The organism is Nonomuraea sp. H19, from assembly GCF_052068215.1.
In the GTDB taxonomy this organism is placed as follows: domain Bacteria; phylum Actinomycetota; class Actinomycetes; order Streptosporangiales; family Streptosporangiaceae; genus Nonomuraea.
This window is the reverse complement of the sequence record NZ_JBQHCV010000018.1, coordinates 228,261-245,616: the sequence shown is the minus strand read 5'-3', so window position 1 is coordinate 245,616 and position 17,356 is coordinate 228,261. Positions and strand designations below refer to the sequence as shown.

The 17,356-nt window shown below is 70.9% G+C and carries 14 protein-coding genes; 7 read left to right on the top strand and 7 right to left on the bottom strand.

Annotated elements, in window-relative coordinates; all coding sequences use genetic code 11:
* The 4 genes from ACTMTI_RS35170 to ACTMTI_RS35155 all read left to right on the top strand — a co-directional run.
* The coding region (locus ACTMTI_RS35170) for an SDR family NAD(P)-dependent oxidoreductase (RefSeq protein ID WP_441124988.1) at window positions 1–2,207 on the top strand (2,207 nt) is incomplete at its 5' end.
* Between the two features lie 70 nt (window positions 2,208–2,277).
* The gene (gene ccrA, locus ACTMTI_RS35165) at window positions 2,278–3,624 is read left to right on the top strand and encodes a crotonyl-CoA carboxylase/reductase (RefSeq protein ID WP_441124987.1); all 1,347 of its coding nucleotides are present in this window, start codon (window positions 2,278–2,280) and stop codon (window positions 3,622–3,624) included.
* 18 nt (window positions 3,625–3,642) lie between these two features.
* The gene (locus ACTMTI_RS35160) at window positions 3,643–4,404 is read left to right on the top strand and encodes an SDR family NAD(P)-dependent oxidoreductase (protein WP_441124986.1); all 762 of its coding nucleotides are present in this window, start codon (window positions 3,643–3,645) and stop codon (window positions 4,402–4,404) included.
* An 89-nt stretch (window positions 4,405–4,493) separates the two neighbouring features.
* Window positions 4,494–5,459 (top strand): alpha/beta hydrolase, encoded by a 966-nt coding sequence (locus ACTMTI_RS35155; protein ID WP_441124985.1) that lies wholly within the window; start codon window positions 4,494–4,496, stop codon window positions 5,457–5,459.
* A 15-nt stretch (window positions 5,460–5,474) separates the two neighbouring features.
* On the opposite strand, the gene ACTMTI_RS35150 is transcribed toward ACTMTI_RS35155, so the two are convergent.
* Window positions 5,475–6,989, bottom strand: a complete 1,515-nt coding sequence (locus ACTMTI_RS35150) for an AMP-binding protein (protein WP_441124984.1) — start codon at window positions 6,987–6,989, stop codon at window positions 5,475–5,477.
* A gap of 148 nt (window positions 6,990–7,137) precedes the next feature.
* Between ACTMTI_RS35150 and ACTMTI_RS35145 the strand changes: the two genes are divergently transcribed.
* The gene (locus ACTMTI_RS35145; RefSeq protein WP_441124983.1) at window positions 7,138–7,386 is read left to right on the top strand and encodes a phosphopantetheine-binding protein; all 249 of its coding nucleotides are present in this window, start codon (window positions 7,138–7,140) and stop codon (window positions 7,384–7,386) included.
* Window positions 7,387–7,444: 58 nt separating this feature from the next.
* Here ACTMTI_RS35145 and ACTMTI_RS35140 read toward each other — a convergent pair whose 3' ends face one another.
* The 6 genes from ACTMTI_RS35140 to ACTMTI_RS35115 all read right to left on the bottom strand — a co-directional run bounded on the left by ACTMTI_RS35140 (window position 7,445) and on the right by ACTMTI_RS35115 (window position 13,562).
* Window positions 7,445–8,389, bottom strand: a complete 945-nt coding sequence (locus tag ACTMTI_RS35140; protein ID WP_441124982.1) for an ACP S-malonyltransferase — start codon at window positions 8,387–8,389, stop codon at window positions 7,445–7,447.
* A complete protein-coding gene (locus ACTMTI_RS35135) occupies window positions 8,386–9,498 on the bottom strand; it encodes a DegT/DnrJ/EryC1/StrS family aminotransferase (RefSeq protein ID WP_441124981.1) in 1,113 nt (370 codons plus the stop codon). The genes ACTMTI_RS35140 and ACTMTI_RS35135 overlap by 4 nt, the downstream gene beginning before the upstream one ends.
* 32 nt (window positions 9,499–9,530) lie before the next feature.
* Window positions 9,531–10,139, bottom strand: a complete 609-nt coding sequence (gene rfbC, locus ACTMTI_RS35130) for a dTDP-4-dehydrorhamnose 3,5-epimerase (RefSeq protein WP_441124980.1) — start codon at window positions 10,137–10,139, stop codon at window positions 9,531–9,533.
* Window positions 10,140–10,173: 34 nt separating this feature from the next.
* On the bottom strand, window positions 10,174–11,034 hold the full coding sequence (locus tag ACTMTI_RS35125) for a 3-hydroxybutyryl-CoA dehydrogenase (RefSeq protein WP_441124979.1): 861 nt from the start codon (window positions 11,032–11,034) through the stop codon (window positions 10,174–10,176).
* The gene (locus tag ACTMTI_RS35120; RefSeq protein ID WP_441124977.1) at window positions 11,034–12,053 is read right to left on the bottom strand and encodes a 3-oxoacyl-ACP synthase III family protein; all 1,020 of its coding nucleotides are present in this window, start codon (window positions 12,051–12,053) and stop codon (window positions 11,034–11,036) included. The genes ACTMTI_RS35125 and ACTMTI_RS35120 overlap by 1 nt, the downstream gene beginning before the upstream one ends.
* Window positions 12,054–12,134: 81 nt before the next feature.
* Window positions 12,135–13,562 (bottom strand): acyl-CoA carboxylase subunit beta, encoded by a 1,428-nt coding sequence (locus tag ACTMTI_RS35115; protein ID WP_441124993.1) that lies wholly within the window; start codon window positions 13,560–13,562, stop codon window positions 12,135–12,137.
* Window positions 13,563–13,962: 400 nt separating this feature from the next.
* Here ACTMTI_RS35115 and rfbB point away from each other — a divergent pair, with 400 nt between their 5' ends.
* Both rfbB and ACTMTI_RS35105 read left to right on the top strand, forming a co-directional pair.
* A complete protein-coding gene (gene rfbB, locus ACTMTI_RS35110) occupies window positions 13,963–14,946 on the top strand; it encodes a dTDP-glucose 4,6-dehydratase (RefSeq protein ID WP_441124976.1) in 984 nt (327 codons plus the stop codon).
* 17 nt (window positions 14,947–14,963) lie between these two features.
* Entirely contained in the window at window positions 14,964–17,321 is a 2,358-nt protein-coding gene (locus ACTMTI_RS35105; RefSeq protein ID WP_441124975.1) for a penicillin acylase family protein, read from the top strand.
* Window positions 17,322–17,356 lie beyond the last annotated feature (35 nt).

Sequence of the window (17,356 nt, the reverse complement as noted above, 5' to 3'; positions counted from 1 at the left end):
ACCTCTTCACCAACACCGGCGCCACCACCACCGACCTGCCCACCTACCCCTTCCAACACCACCACTACTGGCTCGAACCGCCGGCCCACGGGCACAGGGCGGAAGGGCCCCGGGACGACGGGTTCTGGGAGGCGCTCGAATCGGCGGAGACAGAGTCGCTGGCCACCCGGTTGAAGGTGGACGCCGATGCCTTGAGGACCGTGCTTCCCGCTCTGTCCTCCCTGCGGGACGCGGAGCGCAAGCGGTCCGTGCTCGACGACTGGCGCTACAAGCTGGTGTGGCGCGGGGTGAGCGCACCCAACGCGGCAGGGATCACCGGTACGGCGTGGCTGGTGGCCGTGCCCGCCGCGGGCGGGGACCCGCGCATCATCCGGGACGTCCTGGACGCCCTGTCCGCACAGGCTGCCCGGGTTCATCCGCTGATGGTCGGCGGCGAGGACCGCGCCGCGCTGGCTGAAGCCATACGCGCGGAGGCCCGGCCCGGGCTGACCGGTGTGCTCTGTCTCCTGCCGCTCGACGACGAGCCCCACGAGGAATACCCGACGCTGTCCCGGGGCGCCGCGGCGACCGTCACGCTGGTGCAGGCGCTGGCCGACGCCGAGGTGAGCGCGCCCCTGTGGCTGGCCACGTCCGGCGCGGTCGCCCTCGACGAGGCCACCGAATCCGTCAGCCCGTTCCAGACCTCCGTCTGGGGCCTCGGGGCGGTTCTCGCGGTGGACCACCCGGACACCTGGGGCGGCATCGTCGACCTTCCCCCTGCCCCAGCAGCCGAGGACATCGCGCTGTTCCAGGGAGTGATCGCGGGCACGAGCGGCGAGGACCAGGTGGCGATCCGCTCGGGCGTCGTACGGGCGCGCCGCATGGTGCCCTCGCCGAACGGCGGGGCGGATCCGGCGCAGAGCTGGAAGCCGCGCGGAACGGTGCTGGTCACCGGCGGCACCGGCGGCGTCGGAGCGAACGTCGCGCGGTGGCTCGCCCGGGAGGGCGCCGACCACCTGGTGCTGGTCAGCCGCCGCGGCCACGGTGCCGAAGGCGTCGCGGAGCTGGAGGCGGAGCTGACGGAGCTGGGTGCCGCGGTCACGGTCGCCGCCTGCGACGTCGCCGACCGCGCGGCGGCGCGGGACCTCCTGGAGTCGCTCCCTGAGCTGACGGCGGTGATGCACGCGGCGGGGGTCGGGCACGACGACGTGCTCGTGGCCGACACCACGCTGGAGGACTTCGCCGGCTTCGCGCGCTCCAAGGTCATCGGCGCGATCAACCTGGACGAGCTCCTGGGTGACCGGCCGCTGGAGGCGTTCATGATGTTCTCCTCCGGTGCGGCCGTCTGGGGATCGAGTGGTCAGGCCTCCTACGCCGCCGCCAACGCGTTCCTCGACGGGCTGGCGCAGCGCCGGCGGATCCGCGGGCTCGCGGGCTCCTCGATCGCCTGGGGCGGCTGGAGCGGCGGCGGGATGATGGAGGCCGCCGGGGAGCAGCTGGGCAAGAGCGGCCTGCGGCCGATGGCGCCCGACGCCGCGGCGATGGCCATCGGCCAGCTGCTGGGCAGCGGCGAAGGCCACCTGGTGGTGACCGACATCGACTGGGAACGCTTCGCGCCCGCCTTCGCGCTGGCGCGCCCGCGCCCCCTGGTGAGCGCGATTCCCGAGTTCACGCGGGCGCTCGACGCCCCGGCGGCCGCCGAGGGCGACGACGACGGTACGGCTTTCGCGGCGCGGCTCGCCGACCTGCCGCCGGCCAAGCGGGAGCGCATGGTGGTGTCCCTGGTACGTGCGGAGGCCGCGGCGGTGCTGGGGCACACCTCGGACGACCCGGTCCAGCCGGACCGGGCGTTCAACGAGCTCGGGTTCGACTCGCTGACCGCGGTGGAGCTGCGCAACCGGCTCGGCCGGGCGACCGGCCTGAAGCTCCCGGCCACCCTGGTCTTCGACTATCCCAGCCCGGTCGCCCTCGCCCGGTTCGTCCAGGACAGGCTCGTGCCCGAGAAGCCGTCGGGCTCGATCTTCGCCCAGCTCGACGAGATGGAGCGGCTGCTGCGGGAGCAGGCCCTGTCCCCCGGGGACCGGGCGCAGATCAGCGACCGGTTCCGGGCCATCCTGCACGCGGCCGAAGGGGTGAACGGCGCGGCGGAGGAGGCCGACCGGGACGTCGACGACCTTTCCGACGACGAGCTCTTCGCCGCGCTGGACGACCAGCTCGGCGCGTCCTGATCCGGCGGGCCGCGCGTCCTGTCGCCGGCCCTTGACCCCAACCCGCTCGAACGCCCGCCAAGGAGAATCGATGAAGGAAATCAGAGACGTCCTCCTGTCCGAGGAGTACGACGCCGAGCAGCTCAGAAACCTCGCGATCCCGGAGAGCTACCAGGCGGCGGTCGTGCTCCAGGACGACATCGACATGTTCGGCGACATCCCGGCTGAGAACCGCGATCCGGCGAAGTCGCTGACCCTGTCCGACGTGCCCACGCCGGAGCCCGGTCCCGGCGAGGTGCTCGTCGCGGTGATGGCGAGCAGCATCAACTACAACACGGTGTGGAGCGCCATCTTCGAACCGATGCACACGTTCGGCTTCCTGAAGCGCTACGCCAAGGCGGTGCCCTCGGCCGGGATCCACGATCAGCCCTTCCACGTGCTCGGTTCGGACATGTCCGGCGTCGTGCTGAAGGCCGGCCCCGGGGTGCACCGCTGGCAGGCCGGTGACAAGGTCGTGGCGCACTGCCTGTCGGTCGAGCTCTCCTCGGCCGACGGCCACGACGACAGCATGCTCGACCCCGACCAGCGCATCTGGGGGTACGAGACCAACTACGGCGGGCTTGCCCAGCTCAGCCTGGTCAAGGCGAACCAGCTCATGCCCAAGCCCGCCCACCTGACCTGGGAGGAGGCGGCGTCCTCCGGCCTGGTGCACTCCACGGCCTACCGCCAGCTCATTTCGCGCAACGGGGCGCAGATCAAGGTGGGCGACGTGGTGCTCATCTGGGGCGCCGCGGGCGGGCTCGGCTCGTACGCCACCCAGCTCGTCCTGCGCGCCGGGGCGATCCCGGTGTGCGTGGTGTCCAGCGACCACAAGGCGGAGCTGGTCCGGGCCCAGGGAGCGGAGCTGGTCATCAACCGGGCCGAGGAGGGTTTCCGGTTCTGGAAGAACCCGGAGACTCCCGACCCCAAGGAGTGGAAGCGCTTCGGGGCGCGGATCCGGGAGCTGACCGGCGGCGACGACCCCGACGTGGTCTTCGAGCACCCGGGCCGGGAGACGATGGGCGCCAGCGTGTACGTGGCCCGCCGCGGCGGAACGATCGTCACCTGCGCCTCCACCTCCGGCTACCAGCACCAGTACGACAACCGCTACCTGTGGATGGCGCTGAAGCGGATCGTCGGCACCCACTTCGCGAACTACCGGGAGGCATGGGAGGCCAACCGGCTCATCGCCAAGGGGGCGATCCACCCCACCCTGTCCGCCGTCTACGGCCTCGACGAGGTCGGGATGGCGACCCGCCGCGTCCACGCGAACGCCCACAGCGGCAAGGTCGGGGTCCTGTGCCTGGCGCCGCGTGCCGGCCTCGGGGTCGACGACCCCGAGTTCCGCGCCCGCCACATCGATCAGATCAACCGGTTCCGCGAACCGTCGGACAACTAGCTTGCGGGAGGATGAGACGTGGCCGCTGGCCTGACTTCCAAGGTCGTCGTGATCACAGGAGGGACTTCTGGCATCGGGAAGGCGGTCGCGGAGCGGGTCGCCGCCGACGGCGGCGCCGTGGTGATCGCGGCCCGGCGCGAGGACGTCGGCGCGCAGGTGGCGGCCGACATCCAGGCGAAGGGGGGCCGGGCGCGGTTCGTCCGGGCCGATGTCACGGTGGAGGCCGACGCCGAGCATGTGGTGCGGGCGGCGATGACGGAGTTCGGCCGGCTGGACGGGGCGTTCAACAACGTCGGCGGCGTGAACGGGACCGGGTTGGTGTCCGGCGTGGACGAGGCGCACTGGCGGGCGGACCTGGAGCAGAACCTCACCAGTGTCTTCTACGGCCTCAAGCACCAGGTTCCGGCGATCCTGGCCTCCGGCGGCGGCTCGATCGTGACCAACGCCTCCACCTACGGCTGCGCGGCGATCCCGGGCGCGGCGCCGTACGTGGCCGCCAAGCACGGTGTGGTCGGGCTGACCAGGGCCGTCGCCTTGGAGAACGCCGAGCGGGGCGTACGGGTCAACGCGCTGGTCACCGGCAACGTCGACACCCCGCTGTTCCGCAACCTGCTGGGGGCGCCGCTGGACGGGCCGCTGGAGGCGCGGGTGCCCAACCCCTCAGGACGCGCGGCGCAGCCGGAGGAGATCGCCGCATTCGTCGCGTTCCTCCTCAGCGACGACGCGGCCTTCATCACCGGCGCCGCACTGGCGATCGACGGCGGCGCCACCGCGCAGTAAATGACCACCGCCGTTCGGCCGGGCGGACCCGCCCGGCCGCGGCCACTCGGCGGATGACCCGGCGCCGCTCCGGCACGGAGGATGATCGCATGCGCTACAACATCGACTCAGAGCTCGCGCCGTGGGCATCGATGATTCCCGACGTCGAACTCTCCCAGGTCGTCAACCGGGAGATCACCCTCACCCCCGAGGAGGAGCGGGCCTTCCACGAGAAACTCCCGCAGTACACGCCCGAGCACGCCGTGGACATCAGCGATCTGGAGATCCCCGGCCCCGAGGACGCTCCCCCGGTGAAGGTCCGCCTCTACCGGCCGTCCGCCGCCGACCGGCCCATGCCGGCGCTCCTCTACCTGCACGGGGGCGGATTCGTCGCCTCCGACCTGGTGGTGTTCGACGCCCGGTGCACGGAGATCGCCGACAGGGTCGGCGCCGTCGTCGTGTCAGTCGACTACCGGCTCTCCCCCGAGACCCCGTTCCCCGGCGCGCTGGAGGACACGTACGCGTCGTTGACGTGGCTGCACTCCGCGGCCGGGGAGCTCGGCGTCGACCGCGAGCGGATCGCGGTCGGCGGTGACAGCGCCGGCGGGAACCTGTCCGCGGCGGTCTCCCTCCTCGCCCGCGACCGCGGCGGCCCGGAGATCTGCTTCCAGTTCCTGGACGTGCCGGTGCTGGACGATCGGATGACGACGAGGTCCATGCGGGACTTCGTCGACACTCCCAGCTGGAACAGCCGCAACAACGAGGCAATGTGGCAGTACTACCTCAAGGGCGGCCCGGTTCCGGGAGGACCGGACGTGTCCCCGTACGCGGCGCCCATGCGGGCCGGCGACCTCACCGGCCTGCCCCCGGCGCTGGTGGTGGTGTGCGAGTTCGACCCGCTGCGCGACGAGGGCATGGAGTACGCCCAGCGGCTCGTCCAGGCGGGGGTCGCGACGGAGCTCGTGCTGTATCCGGGGACCTTCCACGGCGCGTCGGTGATCGCGCACGCCGAGATCACGAAGAAGATGCGTGAGGACATGATCTTCTCGCTGCGCCGCGGGATGCGGGGCCGCTGAGCCCCGCTGTCCCGGCTAGCCGCCGGCCAGCTCCGCGGCCCGATCCCGCAGCCCGGCCCGGTCGACCTTCCGGTTGGGGTTCAGCGGCAGCTCGTCCAGGTGGTGGTAGTGCCGGGGAATGAGGCCCGCCGGCAGCGTCCTGCGGAGCTGGGCGGCGAAGTGGGCCGCCGGCGTGGGGATCCCGGTGTAGAACACGACGAGCGCGGTGGCGTCCTCGGCCGTGGTGCTCACCGTCACCGCGTCCTCGACGCCGTCGCAGCCGCGTACGGCGTGGTCGATCTCGGCCAGCTCGACCCGCCAGCCCTGCACCTGGACCTGGGCGTCGCCCCGGCCGAGGTAGACGAGCTCGCCGTTGGCCGCGCGCCGGACCCGGTCGCCGGTGTTGTACCAGACGCGGCCCTCGCGCTCGACGAACCGGCCATGGTCCTGCCTCGGGTCGAGGTATCCGGGGGTGGTCTGCGGGCCGGTGATCCACAGCTCGCCCTCGGTGTCGGTCGGCCGTCCCTCGTCGTCGAGCAGCAGGTGGTCGTGGCCGTCGTTGACGAACCCGATCGGCGACAGGCCGTTGACGCCGAGCTCGGGCGAGGTCTCCTGGGACCAGCGGTGGCCGACGATGGTGATGGTCAGCTCGGTCGGGCCGTACAGGTTCTCCAGGATGGAGGCGGGGGCGGCCCGCTGCCAGTCGGTGGCGTCCGCGCACTTCAGCGCCTCTCCAGCGAAGAAGCTCCAGCGCAGGAACGGCATGGCCGCGGCGCCGAGGCCGCCGGTCCTGCGCACCATCGAGATCGCGCTCGGCGTGGAGAACCACACCGTGATCCCCTGCTCGGCGAGGAAGCGCGGCAGGTCGCGGTAGGCGTGCGGTGGAACGGCCACGGACGTCGCCCCGGCTCCCCAGGCGCAGAACAGGTCGAACATGGCGCAGTCGAAGGTCAGGTCGAAGGTCTGGGAGAAGACGTCGTCGCAGGTGAAGTCGTACCGCCCGGCCAGGAACCGGAAGTAGTGGCCGGTGTTGCCGTGGGTGATCGGCACGCCCTTGGGAGTCCCGGTGGAGCCCGAGGTGAACAGCACGTACGCGATGTCGCCGGCCTGGACCGGCCGGGGCCACAGGAGTGCGTCTCCGAGGTCGATCGGGTCGGCGCCGGGCGCGAGGACGGAGACGTCCACGCCCTCACCCCGCAGCTCCTCGGCGATCTTCCGCCCCTTTTCGTCGACGATGAGCGCCGACACCCCGGCGGCCTCGATCATCTGCCTGGTGCGCGCGGCCGGGAAGTCCGGCTGCAGCGGCACGACGGTCACCCCGGCGAAGAGGCCGGCAAGGATGCCGACGTAGGAGACGGTCCCCTTGGCGGCGAGCACCCCGACGGCGGTCGGTGACGTACGCAGCAGCGCGCCGCCCCACAGCAGTGCCAGCCGGTGGACCTGTTTGTAGGTCAGGGTGTCCGCACCGACCCGGAACGCCGCCCTGCCGGGCGACTTCACCAGACCCTGCAGAAAGAATTCGTAGAGGGCGGGGTTGGATTCTCCGGCCATTATTCCTCCTCGCCGTCTCCGGCCACAATTATTCCGGATCCGGCCCGGAATTGTTTATCGGATTCTTTTGCTGAATCCGTGGACATCGGGATTTCCGCGCTATAACGTCACGTCTAGATAATTCGATCGAGAAAGGAGTCCGCGCGCCATGTGGGACAATCGTTTCGAGGAGATCCTGCGCCAGCACCTGCCTTTTCTCCCGGCCGACCAGAAACTCCAGGAGGACATCACGCTGATGGACTTCGGCCTCGACTCGCTCGGCATCGTGCAACTGCTGGGCGCCCTGGAGGACACGTACGGGGTGCGTTTCCGGGACGACGCGCTGACCTCGGAGACCTTCCAGAACCCCGCCGTGTTGTGGAAGACGCTGGGCAGGATTTCCGAGAACGCCGGCTGACACCCCTCGACGAGGTCACGCGCTCACTGTGTGAGGCGTGGCCTCGTCGCATGACGGGCTAGGCCACCGAAGCCGGGCGCGGCATCATCGCCAGTCTCGGGTTCACCGGGGTCACCGCGAAGTTGTCTCTGGTGACCGCGACCCGGCCGAACAGGCTGTCCGGGCCGGAGACGCACACCCTGGCGACCTCCAGCCGCCGCAACGCCGCCACCACCTCCGGCCAGCGCAGGGGCCGTACGAAGCCGTCGAGCAGCATCGTCCGCACGCCGTCCCCGGTCGTCAGCAGGGCGCCATCGTGGTCGTCCACCACCGGGAGCCTCGGGTCGGCGAACCGCAGGCCGTCGAAGACCTCCTCCTCGGCCCGCCGCCGCAGCGGCTGGAACGCGGCCGAGTGCATCGGGGGGCGCATCGTGTAGAGCGGGAGCCCGCCGATGGACCGTACCCGCTGCTGCAGCCACTCCACCTGCTGCTCCGCCAGGGAGAGCATGTAGAAGTCGTGGTCGATGTAGCAGGAGAGGTCGTACCACTCGCCGCGCTCGTCCAGCTCGGCCAGCACCTCCCGCAGCCTGGGCTCCGGAGTGCGCACGAAGGAGTGGGTGACGATGTCCTGGTGCTCGTGGGCGAAGTAGTCGTCCGTGCAGCGGGCCAGCCCGGCCGTCATGCGCACGGCGTCCTCGAAGGACAGGACGCCCGAATACGCCGCGGCAGCCTTGCCGCCGAAGCTCGGGCCGACGCACACCCCCGGCTCCACGCCCAGGGTCCGCTCGGCCCAGTCCGCGAGGGCCACGCAGTTCGCCATGAACGCCACCTGGGCGGCCTCGGTGTAGTCGCCCCGGGACTCTTGGAAGCGGTCCACCAGTGAGTAGCCGAGGACGTCGTCGGCCACGGCGATCAGCCGCCGCGCCGCGGGGTCGCCCCGCATGAAGTCGGCGACGTCGGCGAACTGGACGGGGCCCATCCCGGGGAAGACGATCGCGGTCTCCGGTGACATGGCGGAGGTCACCAGCCCTCCTTGATGGTGTCCACGATGTGGCGGCGCTGCTCGTCGGTGACCCACCAGCCCACGGGGACGCACACCACACGCTTGGCGACCCGCTCGAGGCCGGGGAGCAGGGCGGCGTACTCGCGCACGCATGTGTGCAGGTCGTTCCGCTCGTGCACGTTGCCGGCCATGATCCCGGCCGCGTCCATGCGCTTGAGAAACCCGTCCCGGTCATCCACCTTCATCGGGTAGATCCAGAAGGAGGACTCGCGGTCGCCGGCGCGTTCGGTCAGCTCCAGCCCGGGGATGCCGGCGAGCTCCCGGTCGTAGAAGGCGGCGTTGTCGCGGTGCCTGGCCACGACCTCGTCCGCCTTGGCCAGGTTGGCCAGCCCGATCGAGGCGTTGATGTCGGTCATGTGGAACTTGTAGCCCCACTCGGGCACGTCGGGCGGGTTGCGCAGCCGGTCCGCGCTGCGGTCGATGCCGAACCAGCGCAGCAGCCTGGCCCGCTCGTGCAGTTCGTCGGTGGGCAGCACGAGCGCGCCGCCGTCGCCGGTGGTGAGGTGCTTGATGGCCTGGAAGCTGAACACGGAGATGTTGCCGTGGGTGCCGATCCGCGCGCCGCGGTACGTGGCGCCCCAGGCGTGCGCGCAGTCCTCGATCACGGTGATCCGGGAGCCGAACGCGGCCTCGGCCTCGTCGAGGATCGCGGCGAGCCGGTCGAGGTCCACCGGGTATCCGGCGAAGTGCACGACCATGATGGCGCGGGTCCTGGGGGTGATCTTCCTGGCCAGGTCGTCGAGGTCGACGTTGAGGGTGGCCGGGTCGACGTCCACCCACTTGATCGGCAGCCGGTTGGCCAGGATCGCCCAGTTGGTGGCCTCCATGGTCAGCGGCGTGGACAGCACCTCGCCCTGGCCGTCGTCGTCGCCGGCGACGATGCGCAGCGCGAGCTGGAGCCCGGCGGTGGCGCTGTTGACCGTGGCCACCCTGGGGTTGCCGATCCTGGCGGCGAGCGCCTCCTCGAACTCGACGACCTTGGCGCCCTGGCCGATCTGGCCGCTGCCGACCACCTCGGCGACGGCGGCCGGCGCCTCGTCGGACATCGGCACCTTGAACAAGGGGATCATTGGTTGTGCTCCTTGCCTCTGCGCGCCCGTCGTCAGCCGACGAGGGCGGGGTCCTCGAGTTCGGCGTAGCGGGCGCGGCACGCGGTGTAGTCCGGCAGCAGCCCGAGCTTCTCGGCCTCGCGCAGGGACGGCGCGGCGAGATCTTTCTCCGACAGCAGATCGCGCCTGCGCGGCCAGGGCAGCGCGAGCTCCGGGTCCAGGGGGTCGATCTGGATCGACGTGTCGGGAGACCAGGTGCTGGAGCACAGGTACACGACCGTGGCCTGGTCCGTGAGCGGCGCGAACCCGTGCGCGAGCCCTTCGGCCAGGTAGAGGGCGTTGCGGTTCGCCGCGCTCAGCTCGACCGCGACGTGCTCGCCGTAGGTGGGCGAGCCGACCCGGATGTCGACCAGGATGTCGATGATGGCGCCCTGCGGGCAGGTCATGTAGCGGGCCTGGCCCGGCAGCGCGGTGGCGTGCAGGCCGCGGATGGTCCCGCGCCGCGACACCGAGCAGTTGACCTGAGCGACCGAGAGCGTATGACCGACCGCCTTCTGGAACTCCGGCTGGCTGAACGCCTCGAGGAACAGGCCCCTGTCGTCGTGGAAGACCTTGGGCTCGACCAGGAACGCGCCGTCCACCCTGAGCTGGCGGATCTGCATGTCCGAAAACCTTTCTGTGATGTCCGCCCGGCCGCTACGCGTATTCGTAGAATCCGCGGCCGGTCTTCTTTCCCAGGAGGCCGCCCTCGACCATGCGCAGCAGGAGCGGCGGGGGCGTGTAGAGCGGCTCCTTGAACTCCTCGTAGAGGGCCTCCGCGATCGAGGCCACCGTGTCCAGGCCGATCAGGTCGGCCAGCTTCAGCGGGCCCATCGGGTGGGAGCAGCCCAGCACCATCCCGCGGTCGACGACCTCGGCGCGGGCGAATCCGCTCTCCACCATCCGCACGGCCGACAGCAGGAACGGGATGAGCAGCGCGTTGACCACGAAACCCGCGCGGTCCTGCGACCTGATCACCTGCTTGCCGAGCGTCCCGGCGACGAAGGACTCGGCTCGCGCGTACGTCTCGTCCGCCGTCAGCAGCGACCCGATGAGCTCCACCAGCGGGAGCGCGGGCACCGGGTTGAAGAAGTGCACCCCGACCACTTGGGCGGGCCGGCTGGTGGCCCGCGCCATCCTGATGATCGGGATGGAAGAGGTGTTCGAGGCGAGGATCGCGTTCTGGTCGTCCAGGATCTTGTCCAGCGTGCCCAGCACCTCGAGCTTGATCGACTCGCTCTCCGGGACGGCCTCGAAGACGATCTGCCGGTCGCCGAGCTCGGCGAGGTCCGTGACGAAGGAGACCCGGGCCAGCGCCGCGTCCCGCTCGGCCTCGGTGATGGTGGCCTTGCGCAGGCCCCGGTCGAGCCACGCGGTCAGGCGCCGCCGCGCGGGCGCGAGGGACGCCTCCGCGGACACGGCGACGATCACGTCGAGCCCGGCGCGGGCGCACGTCTCGGCTATGCCGGAGCCCATGACGCCGCAGCCGACGATGCCGACCTTGTGGATCTCGCTCATCACGCCTCCTGTGACACCGGCACCGTCGGCGCCGACCAGTGAAGAAGGCACGCCCCGATGGACATGCCGCCGCCGAACCCGGCGAGCAGGACGAGGTCGCCGTCCTTGATGAGGCCCGACCGGTTCGCCTCGTCGAGCGCCACGGGGACCGAGGCGCTGCCCACGTTCCCGTAGCGCTCCAGCGTCCGGGCGATGCGCGCGCCGGTGAGGCCGGCGCGTTCGACCAGTTCGGTGACCATGACCCCGTTCGCCTGGTGCGGCACGAAGACGTCGACCTCGTGCGGCTGGAAGCCCGCGCGGACCATCAGGCTTTCCAGGACGGGCGGCACGTGCTCCATCACGTAGTTCAGGACGCCGCGGCCGTCCATGCGGAAGAAGTGGTCGCCGGCCTCGACCGTCTCGTGGGAGGCCGGAAGCCTGCTGCCTCCGGCCTCGACCCTGATGAGCTGACTGGCCGAGCCGTCGCTGGACAGGTCGAAGCCGATGATCCCGGACCGCTCCGGCACCGGGCCGACGACGGCCGCGCCGGCGCCGTCCCCGAAGAGCACGGCCGTCCGGCGGTCGGTGGCGTCGAGGATGCGCGAGTACACGTCCGCGGCCACGACCAGCGCGTAGGTGCCGGGGCGGAGCTCGACGAGGCTGTGCGCCAGCGCCAGCGCGTACACGAATCCGCTGCAGACGACGTTGATGTCGAAGCAGGCGGCGCCGCGCCCCCCGAGCGCGTCCTGGACCAGGTACGAGGTGGGCGGCTGGGGTGAGTCACCGGTCGAGGTGGACACGATGATGTAGCCGATCTGGCCGATGTCGACGCGGGCCTGGCTCAGCGCGTTCCTGGCCGCCCTGATGGCGAGGTCGGAGGTGGCCTCGTCGGGCGCGGCATGGCGGCGGGAGGAGATCTGGGTCTTCCGCTGGATCCATTCCGCGGTGACGCCGGCCTTGGCCGCCACCTCCTCGTTGGCGACCTCTTCCTTGGGCAGGTACGAACCGGTTCCCAGGATTCCCGTGGATTGCTTGGCCACTGCCAGTACGCCTTTCCCATCACACTTCGCGACCGCTCACGCGTCCGTACCACTGGGACGGTGAGCGGTCACCGGGCGCGGTCAGAGGGGGATGTTGCCGTGGTCGCCGCGCCGCGCCGGCGACGCGGCCAGAACCTCGGCGATCCTCAGCCGGGTGTGCTCGGGCTCGACCACCTCGTCCACGACGTCCAGCGCGAGGGCCCGGCCCACGCCGCCGGACGTCCGGATCTGCTCCTCGACGAGGCTCAGCCGCAGCGCCTCGCGGTCCTCGTCGGGGGCGGCGGCGAGCTTCTTGCGGTGCAGGACGCCCACGGCGGCCTCCGCGCTCATCACCGCGACCTCCGCCTGGGGCCAGGCGAAGACCGCCGTCGCCCCGAGACAGCGGGAGTTCATCGCGATGTACGCGCCCCCGTACGCCTTGCGCGTCACGAGGGTGACCCGAGGCACGACGGCCTCGGAGAAGGCGTGCAGGAGCTTGGCGCCGCGCCGGATCACGCCGTCCCACTCCTGGTCGACGCCGGGCAGGTAGCCGGGCACGTCCACGATCACGACCAGCGGGATGCCGAACGCGTCGCACATGCGGACGAACCGCGAGGCCTTCTCGGCGCTGAGCGAGTCCAGGCAGCCGCCCTTGCGCAGGGGGTTGTTGGCGACGACGCCGACGGTCCCGCCGGCGAGCCGGCTGAGGCCGACGACGACGTTGGCCGCCCAGCGCGGCTGCAGCTCCTCGAACGCGCCGTCGTCGACGAGCTCGCGTACCAGGGGCCGTACGTCGTAGGCGCGGCGCGGGCTCTCCGGCAGCAGCTCCCGGAGGTCGACGCCGTCCTTCACCAGGTCCGGGTCGAAGGAGCGCGGGCCGTTGAAGAGCTCGGTGAAGCGCCGTGCCGTCTGGTACGCCTCCGCCTCGGTCTCGACGACCACGTGCGCCACACCCGACTTGCGGCCGTGGGCGCCGGAGCCTCCGAGGGACTCCATGTCGACCTGCTCGCCTGTGACGGTGCGTACGACGTCGGGGCCGGTGACGAACATGCGGGCGGCGGATGACATGATCACGACATCCGTCAGCGCGGGTCCGTAGGCGGCGGCTCCGGCGGCCGGTCCGAGGACGACCGAGATCTGGGGCACCCGGCCGGAGGCCCGGGTCATCGCGCGGAACACCTTTCCGACGCCGTCCATCGACTCGACGCCGTCGGCCAGCCTGGCCCCGCCGGAATGCCACAGGCCGATCACGGGAACGCCTTCGAGCACGGCCGCGTCGATGGCGGCCACGATCCAGCGGCAGCCCTCCGCGCCCATCGCACCGCCCATATTGAGGGCGTCGGTGCAGTAGGCGATCACATCCCTTCCCGCGACGCGCCCGCGTACGGCGGTCACCCCGCTGGCGTCCGCCTCGTGCAGCGGCACGACGGAGCCGGCGTCCAGCAGCCGGGCCAGGCGGACGGCAGGTTCACGAAAATCGCGCTCGCGGTCCTCCTGAATGACAGGTGAGCCGGTGGAGCTGATAGTCAGCAACGTCGTCCGCCCTCAAAAGGATTTGATTCCGAAAAGGAGGTCTTTTCTCGCACGTTCGCCACCTCTCACAAACCGTGGGCACGGGTGCGACCGATCGTCTGGGAATTTTCGAGACGGCGCTGAATTCGGCCGGTCTCATCAGCAAGAACGCTACATGGGCGCCACTCGCACACCAACCCTTATCACCACCCCTACCGGGTTTCGGCAGGCACGGCCGGGTGCCGTCCCGTCAGCCCCTAAACGGCCCCTAAATGTTCGGCGCGGCGGGACCCAAGAGCTTTTTCCGGCGCCGGTCCCCCCTAAATATCCCGAATTCACTGGCCGACGCCGCCGCGGGCGTCCTGTCATGGAAGTCGCCGCCGGGCGGACCGGATCGGGCCTACGAAGAGGACTGAGGATGCGCATTCTTGTGACGGGTGGCGCCGGTTTCATCGGGTCGAACTTCGTCAACAGGGTGTTCCAGGGGCACTATCCGGCGCTGGCCGAGGCCGAGGTCGTGGTGCTCGACAAGCTGACGTACGCGGGGAACCTGGAGAATCTGGCGGAGGTGCTGGACAGCCCTCGGCTGCGGTTCGTCCATGGGGACATCGCCGACGTGCCGCTCGTGCGGGACGCGATGGACAAGGTGGACCTGGTCCTCCATTTCGCCGCCGAGTCACATGTCGACCGCTCCATCGAGGAGTCGGCGGAGTTCGTCCGGACGAACGTGCTCGGCACCCAGGTGCTGCTGCAGTGCGCGCTGGAGGCCGGCGTCGGCAGGTTCGTGCACGTCTCCACGGACGAGGTCTACGGGTCCACCCCGGAGGGCTCGTTCTCGGAGGACGATCCGCTCCGGCCGAACTCCCCTTATTCGGCGTCGAAGGCGTCGTCCGACCTGCTCGCCCTGGCCTACCACCGGACGCACGGGCTGGACCTGTGCGTGACCCGATGCTCCAACAACTACGGCCCTTACCAGTTCCCGGAGAAGGTCATCCCGCTGTTCGTCACCAACCTGGCGGACGGGCTGCAGGTGCCCCTCTACGGCGACGGCTCGAACGTGCGGGACTGGCTGTACGTCGACGACCACTGCGACGGCATCGCGCTGGTCGCGGAGAAGGGGCGCGCCGGGGAGGTCTACAACATCGGCGGCGGCACCGAGCTGAGCAACCTGACGCTGACCAGGCGTGTGCTGGACATCATGGGCAGGGACTGGTCGATGGTACGGCCGGTGGCGGACCGGAAGGGCCACGACTTCCGCTACTCCGTGGACATCAGCAAGATCCAGAAGGAGCTGGGCTACGCGCCGCGCGTCCCGTTCACCGAGGGACTGGCGGAAACGGTGCACTGGTATCTGGAACACCACGCCTGGTGGAAGCCCCTCAAAGGATACGAGCCGCGTTGAACGAGAGGTGCTGTGCCATGCGAAGACGCCTGCGCGCCGGAACGGCGCTGGCCGCCGGACTCGTCCTTGCGCTGACGGCCCTGCCTGCCGCGGCGCGGTCACAGGACATGGAGACCCAGCCGGTCCCGGGGCTCAGGCAGCCGGTCGAGCTGATCGTGGACCGGTGGGGTGTGCCGCACATCTACGCCCGCAACACCGAGGACCTCTTCCTCGCCCAGGGGTTCAACGCCGCCAGGGACCGGCTGTTCCAGATCGACCTCTGGCGGCGGCGCGGCTTGGGAGAGCTCTCCTCGGTGCTCGGCCCCGCCTACGTGGAGCAGGACAAAGCGGCGCGGATGTTCCTGTACCGCGGTGACATGGACCGGGAGTGGTCGAGCTACGGCCCCGGAGCCAAGCAGGCCGCGACCCGCTTCACCGAGGGCATCAACGCCTACGTGCGCTGGCTGGCGCGGAACCCGGAGCAGCTGCCGCCCGAGTTCCGGCAGCTCGGCTACACGCCCGCGCTGTGGCGTCCGGAGGACGTGGTGCGGATCAGGAGCCACGGCATCTCCAAGAACGTCTACAGCGAGGTGCTCCGCTCGCTCGTCGTCTGCGCGGGCGGGACCAAGGCCTCCGCCGCGCTCTGGCGGCTGGAACCCGAGCGCGCCACCGCCGTGCCCAAGGGGCTCGACCCCTGCGACGTGCCCATGGACGTGTTGCGGACGTACGAGCTGGCCACGCGGGGCGTGGTCTTCGAGAACGGCGCGTTACGCCCGGCCCCCGCCACCCCCGCGGACACCGGGGGCAGCAACAGCTGGGCGATCTCGCCTGGCCGCACCGCCACGGGCCGCCCCATCCTGGCCGGCGATCCGCACCGGTCGCTGACGGTGCCCTCGCTGCGTTACATGGCCCATCTGTCGGCCCCCGGGCTCGACGTCATCGGCGCCGGCGAGCCCGCGCTCCCCGGGATCTCGATGGGGCACAACGGCACCGTCGCGTTCGGCCTGACCATCTTCGGCGCCGACCAGGAGGACCTCTACGTCTACGAGCTCGACCCCGCCGACCCGGGCAGGTACCGGTACGGCGGCGGCTGGGAGCGCTTCAGGACGACGGCCGAGCGGGTGCCGGTCGCGGGCGGGGCGCCGGTCGACGTGGAGCTGCCCTTCACCAGGCACGGACCCGTGATCAAGATCGACCGGCAGCGCAACCTCGCGTACGCCGTGCGCACGACCTGGCTGGAGCCCGGCACGTCCCCCTACTTCGGCAGCATGACGTACATGAGGGCCCGCGACTTCGCGGAGTTCTCGGCGGCCATGCGCTCCTGGGGCGGCCCTCCCGAGAACCAGGTGTACGCCGACGTCTCGGGCAACATCGGCTGGGTGCCCGGCGCCCTCACCCCCAAGCGCGGCGGCTACGACGGCCTGCTGCCCGTCCCGGGCGACGGCCGCTACGAGTGGGACGGCTTCCTCGACGGCGCCCGCCTGCCCCGCTCCTACAATCCGCGGCAGGGATTCGTCGCCTCGGCGAACGAGTTCAACCTCCCCGCGGACCATCCCGACCAGATCGGGTTCGAGTGGGATCCGCCCTACCGCAGGCAGCGGATCGACGAGGTGCTCGCGTCGAGCCCGCGCGGCACGGTCGAGGACTCCATCCGCCTGCAGGCCGACCAGGTGTCCGCGCCCGCGCGGCGGATCGTGCGCCTGCTCGACGGCCTGCCCGACGACTGGGCGAGCGCGGACCCGGACACCACGCGGGCGCTGCGGCTGCTCCGCTCCTACGACGGGGTGGCGGACGCGGACTCGCCGGAGGCGGCGCTGTTCGAGTCGTGGTTCTCGCGCCATCTCGCACCGGCCTTCCGCCGCGCCGTGCTGCCGCCGGAGGTGGCGGACTCCATACCTTTCATCGACGCCCGCCTGCTGATCGACGCGCTGGAGAACCCGGACCGCTGGTTCGGGACCGGCGGGAAGGCCGCGCGGGACTCCCTGCTGCAGACGTCACTGGCCGCCGCCTACCGCGAGGTCGCCGGGCGGCTCGGCGCCGACCCTCGCACGTGGAGGTGGGGGGCGCTGCAGTACACCGTTTTCACGAATCCCCTCGGCGCGGGCGTGGGCCCCTTCCCCCGGGGCGGCTCGGCGTACACGGTGGACGCCTCCGCCTACAGCCCGTCCACCTTCCAGCAGTCGTCCGGCGCGTCGTTCAAGATGGTGCTCGACGTCGGCCGATGGGACAACTCCCGCGCGGTGAACGCCCCCGGCCAGTCCGGCGACCCGCGCAGCCCGCACTACCGGGATCTGGCCGAACGCTGGCGGTCGGGCGACTATTTCCCGCTTCTCTACAGCCGCGCGCAGGTGGAACGGTACGCCGCGAGCAGGATCACGCTCACCCCCACTGATTGATTTCCATTTAACGAGTCTTCATCGAAGGAATCAGA